Origin of the sequence: Ramlibacter lithotrophicus (assembly GCF_012184415.1) — a bacterium.
In the GTDB taxonomy this organism is placed as follows: Bacteria; Pseudomonadota; Gammaproteobacteria; order Burkholderiales; family Burkholderiaceae_C; genus Ramlibacter; species Ramlibacter lithotrophicus.
In genome coordinates this window covers 1,271,139-1,277,738 of the sequence record NZ_VTOX01000001.1, presented here as the reverse complement: position 1 = coordinate 1,277,738, position 6,600 = coordinate 1,271,139, and the positions used below count along the sequence as shown (strand labels likewise).

The 6,600-nt window shown below is 60.8% G+C and carries 6 protein-coding genes; 3 read left to right on the top strand and 3 right to left on the bottom strand.

Translation table 11 applies throughout. The annotated features are described in order from the left end of the window. The first annotated feature begins 311 nt into the window (after nt 1-311). From RAMLITH_RS06015 to RAMLITH_RS06005, 3 genes are read left to right on the top strand one after another with little or no spacing between them, the layout of a single operon-like run. Nucleotides 312-539 (top strand): hypothetical protein, encoded by a 228-nt coding sequence (locus RAMLITH_RS06015; protein ID WP_168106367.1) that lies wholly within the window; start codon nt 312-314, stop codon nt 537-539. A 30-nt stretch (nt 540-569) separates the two neighbouring features. Next, nucleotides 570-719, top strand: coding sequence for a tripartite tricarboxylate transporter substrate-binding protein (locus RAMLITH_RS26270; protein WP_168106486.1), 150 nt, complete (start codon nt 570-572; stop codon nt 717-719). Nucleotides 720-747: 28 nt separating this feature from the next. Continuing rightward, nucleotides 748-1,311 (top strand): tripartite tricarboxylate transporter substrate-binding protein, encoded by a 564-nt coding sequence (locus RAMLITH_RS06005; protein ID WP_168106485.1) that lies wholly within the window; start codon nt 748-750, stop codon nt 1,309-1,311. A 213-nt stretch (nt 1,312-1,524) separates the two neighbouring features. On the opposite strand, the gene RAMLITH_RS06000 is transcribed toward RAMLITH_RS06005, so the two are convergent. The 3 genes from RAMLITH_RS06000 to RAMLITH_RS05990 all read right to left on the bottom strand — a co-directional run bounded on the left by RAMLITH_RS06000 (nt 1,525) and on the right by RAMLITH_RS05990 (nt 6,444). Continuing rightward, nucleotides 1,525-3,045, bottom strand: coding sequence for an NACHT domain-containing protein (locus RAMLITH_RS06000; RefSeq protein ID WP_168106366.1), 1,521 nt, complete (start codon nt 3,043-3,045; stop codon nt 1,525-1,527). 235 nt (nt 3,046-3,280) lie between these two features. Then, nucleotides 3,281-4,642 (bottom strand): restriction endonuclease, encoded by a 1,362-nt coding sequence (locus tag RAMLITH_RS05995; protein WP_168106365.1) that lies wholly within the window; start codon nt 4,640-4,642, stop codon nt 3,281-3,283. A 20-nt stretch (nt 4,643-4,662) separates the two neighbouring features. Next, nucleotides 4,663-6,444 (bottom strand): glutamine--tRNA ligase/YqeY domain fusion protein, encoded by a 1,782-nt coding sequence (locus tag RAMLITH_RS05990; protein ID WP_168106364.1) that lies wholly within the window; start codon nt 6,442-6,444, stop codon nt 4,663-4,665. Nucleotides 6,445-6,600 lie beyond the last annotated feature (156 nt).

Below are 6,600 nucleotides of genomic sequence, written 5' to 3'. Positions count from 1 at the left end.
CCGAGCTGGCCTGAATATGCCGAAAACAGCTGGCTTGATTACGCCGAAAACGCCAGCTGCCGTCGGCCCGGCCCCCTGGCCTGATTACGCCGAAAACGAAGTGGCCTGATTACGGTGGAAAGTGACACCCGCGACTCCACGCGACGCGCGTACCGAAGCGACGCTGGACGTCCTGCAGGCAGCGGTCACGCGTTGGGAGGGACCGCTGGCGGAGCAGGACCTGTTCGATTGGCACGCGGCGCTGTTTCCCGCCGGCCGGAGCGGCGTGACCGGCATCACCCACCGGCGGCTGGTGCACCGACGAGGAGCCGATGCAGATCGTCAGGCCGCGCCTCGGAAAACCGGACGTCGTGCACTACGAAGCGCCGCCGTCGGCCAAGGTGCCCGCGCAGATGGGTGCCCTGCTCGAATGGTTCAACGTGCGCAGCCGCGTGCCCGAGATCGACGGCCAGTTGACGGCGTTGGGATTGGTGGATAGGACGGGGGCCGGGAGGGGGACGAGGTATGCCTTGGTTCCGCCGCACAGAATTGGAGTCTGACTCCGATTCTTCACGCCGGACGGCTACACGATCCAGGGCGGCACGATCAGCTGCCATGCGATCAACGGCAGCCTGTACGCGAAGCTGCCGTACGACCCGATCAAGAACTTCCAGCCGATCACCATGATCGGCCTGGTGGTGCGCGCCGACAGTCTGTACAAGACGGTGCAGGAGAGGTGATCGCCGCCGTCAGAGCAAGCCGGGGACGATCAACTATGCGTCGTCCGGCAACGGCACCTCGCAGCACCCGTCGGGCGTGTTCTTCGAGCAGTTGACCGGCGGCAAGATGGTGCACGTGCCGTACAAGAGCAGGGCCGAGTCGCTGACCGTGCCGATTTCGGGGCAGGGCACCGACATCATCTTCGAGAACCTGGCGCCGGCGCTGCCGCACATCAAGGCCGGCAAACTGCGCGCGCTGGGCGTGACGTCGGAGAAGAGCGGGGCCCGACGTGCCGGCCATCGCCGAAACCTTGCCGAGATTCGGCATCGTCTCGTGGCAGGCGCGTTCGCGCCGGCCGGCGTGCCCAAGCCTGTGGTGGAGCGGCTCTCGATCGAGTTGATCAAGTCGATTCAGGACCCCGACACGAAGGCGAAGCTGGTCGCACAAGGCATCGAGCCGGGCGGCATGACACCCGCCGAACTCGCGGCGTTCCAGAAGTCCGACGTGGAAAAGTGGGCGCGCCTGATCAAGGCGGGAATATCAGGGTCGAGTGAGGCGGGGCGGCCTGTCGGTTCGCCAAGCGGCTCCCTGTTGGCGTTCTCTGAAGCGTAAACCGCCAATTTGCGCCTCATTCATGAAGCGCAATCCGACGTATGCGCCTCATGTACCTCTGGCAAGCGGCGGCTGGCCGCGCCTCAGCTGGAACGCGAATGCGGCGAGCGACCCGCCTGGGTTGCGCGATTACGTCGCGGAATGTTAGAGCTAATTGAAGGGCCCCGAGATTACGTCCCCGCTTCCGAGCTGCGCAAGAAGCTTGGCTCCTCGTCAAAGCAGCTCTTCTTGGTTCGGGTCCGAGATCAACCCGATGTCCGGTCTCGCATATGTGCGCGCGCGCTTCGCCTTTTTTCCATCAGGCGGAGCTTGATAGCCCAGCAATGCAAGGAATTCGCCGAGCCGAACATCAACCTGTACTGGCGTGTGCTGCTGATCTGGGATACCAGATTTCAGTTGCTCAACTTCCAGCGTTTTCCGGATGATGTCCTCGTCACCGATGGCACGGCGGAAGTACGCTGCTATAAGCATGGCAGCCCTTTCGTACGATCCGAGCTCTTGATAACGCCCGATCAGTGCTTTCAAGATTTCATTCGGATCTATGGAATGAAAGGCGTTGTATGTGTCGCGAGAGGCCAACTTTTGCTGCACTAGAGTGTGTGCAAGTCCTTGGCGAAGAATTGTGTTCGATCCGTGACGGCATAAGTAAAAAATTCGCCCAAATACATCGGGCTCGGTTGGAGGAAGCCACATATCGCATCGCCCAAGCGCCCACAGCGCCCAACCAGCAATGTATTGCTGTGCGCTGACATCGGAGTAAAGCAGCCTAAGTAATGCTGGGACAATCCTGTCGAGTTCAATCGCTCGTGGCAGTCGCAGTGGAAGTCTCTCCAGGCAGTGTGCGAAGAGGAGAGCTCCCTCACCTACCCGATAGAGATCGTCAACGGCCAATTCACAGATTGCTGCGTCCAGGATTGCCATAAACTCGCCGTTATGCGTTTGCAGCGCAACTTGCCAGGAAGCCTCCTTCAGCGCGTACGTCGTTTTAGTGAAATCGCTACCTTCGTCAGCAACGGCTCGCCTTGCCTCCTTAATGACTTCGCCGCCGTAGCGCCCTGCCATCAGACTCGGAACGAAACTCTGCACGTTCGACCGCGTCTGATGATCGAGCCCGCAAGCTACCAAAGCCTGGATCGCACACCCGATGGTCTCTGGGCGTGCGGCGGCTTCGTCAGCGAGGCTGTGCCCGAGCGAATTTATCAGTAATGAGGGCTTCGGGTTCTCTGCTCGTCCACTGGCAGACACCTGCAGACACGCGGCGGTCAGTTCCTGGATCAGAGGCTCCGTAGCCTTTCCACCAAGCACGGCTGCCAACGGAATCACCTCGCGCCATTTTTCCTCTTCGAAGTACGGCGCAAGGACGCTCACGAGTGTGTCGGTCTCTTTTCGATCGGGGTGCCACCCCTCCACCATTCCGCGTGCGCAAAGGTACTCTTGAAACGTCAGGTGCCGAAACTCAAAGAACTCAACGAGTAGACCATCTTCGACATCGAGCCCCGTCATCATCAAGAGGCTACTACGGTCTTCCACTCTATGAATGAATTCCGCAACTGTTCCCCGAACATACCCCAGTTCTGTAGGCAATGCGGTGCGCGCATCTTGCACAAAGGCGGCTAGATGAGGTCGGCTAATACGCTCAACCTTCGATCGCATCATGGCCGCTGCGACGTAGCAGAGTTGCGGTAGCGCTTCTTCATCCCGAATGGGTTCGTGCCCTTCGGTGTTCCACGTCATGAGCAGCACTTCGACGGCCTTCCCGTAAAGAACCGCTCGCCGGGTTGGCAATGAGCCGACCCACCTCTTAACTAGTAGGAGTGTAGTTAAGAGGAGGGGGTTGCTCGCTAGACGGCGAATGCGATCGTTGCGCGAGATGGTTGCGGCAAGCGCTTCCGCGTCAGCACGCACTTTGTCCGTCGATCCCACCACTTCAACATGCCAAGCAACTGTCAGCCTCCGAATGTCTTCCTCATTAAACGGAGAAAGCGTAGCGATGGTGCAAACCGGAGCCAAGTGCGCGGCAACGTGACGAAATCCCGCTTCGAGAGGTAACGACTATTGCTGTATCCGGGTACGCAAGTAAGGCAGTGCGCAGTGTGCATACGAACGAAGCCCGGTCGCCGGGGTCTCCGATTTCGTCGAGCCCGTCAACCAGCAGAAGGACTCTACCTTCGGTAAGAGCGTCATCAATCTCTTTCTTGAATGCCTCTGCGGCTTGGCGAACAGGCTCTCTGTTGCACAGCGCCTCCGTGAGATCGGCGAACGAACTTCTCGTTAACCCTCGGAGTTCGCGACAACGAAAGAACAGTGGGAGCCACTTGCGGTCAGGAAGCAGGTCGTCTATTTGTAGGCGTCGAGTGGGATCTGCATAAGCAACTGCGATCCGCTTCAGGAGGGTTGACTTACCGCCGCCAGGAGCTGCAAGAAGTGCAATCCGGCTAAACTCGGTCAAGGCGGTTCCTGCCGCGACGCGCGTACGCTCTTTATCCGGCAAATCAAGATGGAGCGGAACGAACAGCGCTTCAAGCATCAATCTTCGCGAACCGACGTCGCTATCCGCTGGCAATCCGTCGAGCTGGATTGTCCCGCATTCGTTCACCACATACTGCTGGTATAGCGTCAGCGCGTGTGCGCGTTCTTCACTACTTATACACTTGGTGGTCTGCGATCGATTCAGGCAAATAGCATCGGAGTCAGTGCCCGTATACTCCGCATAAGCACCGATTATTTGTGCTGCGAGACCCGCTGCCAATGGTGTGCCGTCCGCGTGTATCAGTGCGACATGTGTTCGTTGCTTGCCCTGTGTATAGAACACGGCCCACACTAATCCTCGCTCGTGAACGAGGAGCTCCAAGTTCAAGTCAAGTTCGAACTGTTGCTGTGTTCCGCAGAGGCGCCCAGCGATTTCTGTGGCCCGCTCCTTCGAAACCAGAATCCTTCCTTGAACTAATTCATCCACTACTCGCTCTCCGGTAAGGAGGCAAAGCTTCGTCTTCTTCCTTCCTAGCTCTTGCTCTATAGCCGTTTCTGTAAAGCCAGAAAGCGAAATAAAATAGCCTTCCGTCAAAGCAGACTTGTCACTCTCCGCGTCCAGTGCTCCAACAAACTTGTTAAGGTCGGAGCCGCCCACGGGCGTGTTCGTGGCCTTGCACTCGGCGATGGCCTTGCGCTGCTCCAAGCGGTGGCGCGCAGAAAGATCAATTTCCCGACCTGACTTATGAATGTTGAGCCGCGAAACGCCATAGCCTAGGGCGACAAACAAGTCAGACATGAGCCTGGCAAAGAGATCGCCTCGCTCGTTGGTGCCCTTGTGGAAAATGTGGATGCTTGTCATGGCCGCCCACCGTGTCGGAACTATTTCCCCCAACTATCCTTCATCCCCGCCACCCGGTTGAACACGGGTTTGCCCTCGCGGTGCTCCACCCGATCCGCCACGAAGTACCCGTGCCGCTCGAACTGGAAGCGGTCGTCGCCTTTCGCATGGGCCAATGAGGGCTCGACGTAAGCCGTCACCACCCTGAGCGAATCCGGATTGATCTCCTCGAGGAAGTCCTTGTCTCCGGTACCCGGCTGCGGCACCGAGAACAGCCGGTCGTACATGCGCACCTCGGCCGGCACGCCGTCGGCGGCGGCCACCCAGGTGATGACGCCCTTGACCTTGACCTTGTCGCTGCCCGGCGTGCCGCTCTTGGTGTCGGGGATCAGTTCGGCCTGCACCTCGGTGACGTTTCCGTTCGCGTCCTTGGTCGCGCCCTTGCACTCGATCACGTACCCGTACTTCAGGCGGACCTTGTTGCCGGGAAAGAGGCGGTTGTAGCCCTTGGGCGGCACTTCCTCGTAGTCGGTGCGTTCGATCCACAGCTCGCGCCCGAACTTGAATTCGCGGCGGCCGCGCTCGGGCTGGTGCGGGTGCACCGGCGCGGAGCAGTCGTCCAGCGCACCGGCGCCCATCACCGCGTCCCAGTTCGTGATCACCAGCTTCAACGGGTCCAGCACCGCCATGCCGCGGGCGGCCTTGGGGTCGAGGTCGTCGCGCAGCGCCTGTTCCAGCGTGGAGTAGTCGATCCAGCTGTCGCTCTTGGTGACGCCGATCCGCTCGCAGAACAACTGGAGGCTCTCGGGCGTGTAGCCGCGGCGGCGCAGGCCGACGATGGTGGGCATGCGCGGGTCGTCCCAGCCGCTCACGTGCTTCTCGTCGACCAGTTGCTTCAACTTGCGCTTGCTGGTGATGACGTACGTGAGGTTCAGCCGCGCGAATTCGTACTGGCGCGGATGCGGCTGGTTGGTCAGGCCGCCTTCGCCCAGCGCGTCGAGCAGCCAGTCGTAGAACGGCCGCTGGTCCTCGAACTCCAGCGTGCACAGGCTGTGGGTGATGTTCTCCAGCGCGTCCTCGATCGGGTGCGCATAGGTGTACATCGGGTAGATGCACCACTTGTCGCCGGTGTTGTGGTGAGTGGCGCGGCGGATGCGATAGAGGGCCGGGTCCCGCATGTTGATGTTGGGGCTGGCCATGTCGATCTTCGCGCGCAGCACGGCGGCGCCGTCGGGCAGCTTGCCGTCGCGCATGTCGCGAAAGCGCTGCAGGTTCTCGTCGATCGAGCGGCTGCGGAACGGGCTGTCCACGCCCGGCTTGCCGAAGTCGCCCCGGTTCACGCGCATCTCCTCCGCGCTCTGCTCGTCGACATAGGCCAGCCCGGCCTCGATCAGGTACTCGGCGGCGCGGTACATGAAGTCGAAGTAGTCGCTGGCGTGATACAGGTGGCTGGTGCCGTTCGCGTCCCACGAAAAGCCAAGCCACTGCACCGCGTCCAGGATGGAGTTGACGTACTCGACGTCTTCCTTCTCCGGGTTGGTGTCGTCGAAGCGCATGTGGCACACGCCGCCGTACTCGCGCGCCAGCCCGAAGTTCAGGCAGATGCTCTTGGCGTGCCCGACGTGCAGGTAGCCGTTCGGCTCAGGCGGAAAGCGGGTGCGGATCCGGGCCGGGTCGGGCTCGCCGGCCAGGTGATTGGCGGCGTCGCCCGGCGAGCCACCCCAGCGGCGTTGCGCATACGTGCCTTGCTCCAGGTCGCGTTCGATCACCTGGCGCAGGAAGTTGCTTGGCTTGGGGAGTTCTTTGTCGGCGGGCACGGTCATAACCGATCGATTTTAGGGGGCGAGCGGGCCGCGTGACTTCCATCACGCGGTTTACGTCTGGCAACGGGTTTGACCGTGCGGCGTGTATTCGGTCACGCACCGGCTTGTCTAATGAACCCATGGGATGCCACTGCGGTGTCCCGCAGAACAGGAGAT